Origin of the sequence: Paenibacillus sp. NRS-1782, from assembly GCF_050467685.1 — a bacterium.
GTDB lineage: Bacteria > Bacillota > Bacilli > Paenibacillales > Paenibacillaceae > Paenibacillus > Paenibacillus terrae_A.
Window position 1 is genome coordinate 1 of record NZ_JBITPH010000068.1, and the last position, 920, is coordinate 920.

At 46.3% G+C, this 920-nt stretch carries 1 pseudogene; it reads right to left on the reverse strand.

The window, feature by feature from the left end:
• Positions 1-32: 32 nt before the first annotated feature.
• Positions 33-920, reverse strand: a pseudogene (locus tag ACIFQM_RS23325) (IS630 family transposase); the annotation flags it as partial.

Sequence of the window (920 nt, forward strand, 5' to 3'; positions counted from 1 at the left end):
AGCTATATAGTTTGAACTAAAGAAACGGCTGACTAGAACCTGACACAGAGTCGGTCGATGATGGTCAAAGGCACTTTCATAATCTCCTCCATGAATTGCTGCACGTTGGTGCGAATTTCAGTGACCGTGTGGTAGAAGACGTTGTTAATCACGTCCGATTTAAGCCATTTCCATAACCCTTCGACTGCATTGAGTTGAGGGCTATAAGGAGGTAGGAAAACCAGTTCAAGTCGGTCTTCCATCTCCGTGAGGAACGGTGCCAGCAGCTTCGCATGATGGATTCGCGCATTATCCAATACCATCACGATTTTGCCTGTTGGGTATTCATCTACGACTTTTTTCAAAAAAATTAGAAAGGTTTCTGCTGTATACTGCTCATCTTCCTGCCATACGATCTTGCCTGTCCCATAATCGACGGTTGCCAGCAGTTTGACGCCGCGATGTTTACCTGTGGTTTGAATGATCCGTTGCTTGCCGCGGAGGAACCACGTTTTCTGAATCGCTTGGTAATCACGAATCATGGATTCGTCTTCAAATAGTATGTGCTGAATTTCGTTCTTCATATATCTTTTTTTAAATCGGGAAACGTGGATTCAGTAAAGATTCTTTGTTTTTCTTCGTCCGCGGCTGCCAACGTGTACGTTGGCTTGGTGTAGCTCAGCCCCTGTCGGTGCATCATTTTGGAAATGCCACGAAGCGAATACGTCACCCCAAATTCTCGTTTGATCAAGGCCGCAATGATCTCCAGTGTCCAATTGTGCCGCGCCGTAAAGCCCACATCGTGCGGAACCGAGTTCACGATCGTCTGTTTCAGCTCTTCTTGTTGTTCTGGGGTTAATCGAACAGGCGCACCTGGCGAATGATTCATTTGAAGACCTGGAAGCCCTCCTGTTTCATACGCTTGAATGTAACCTTTTACG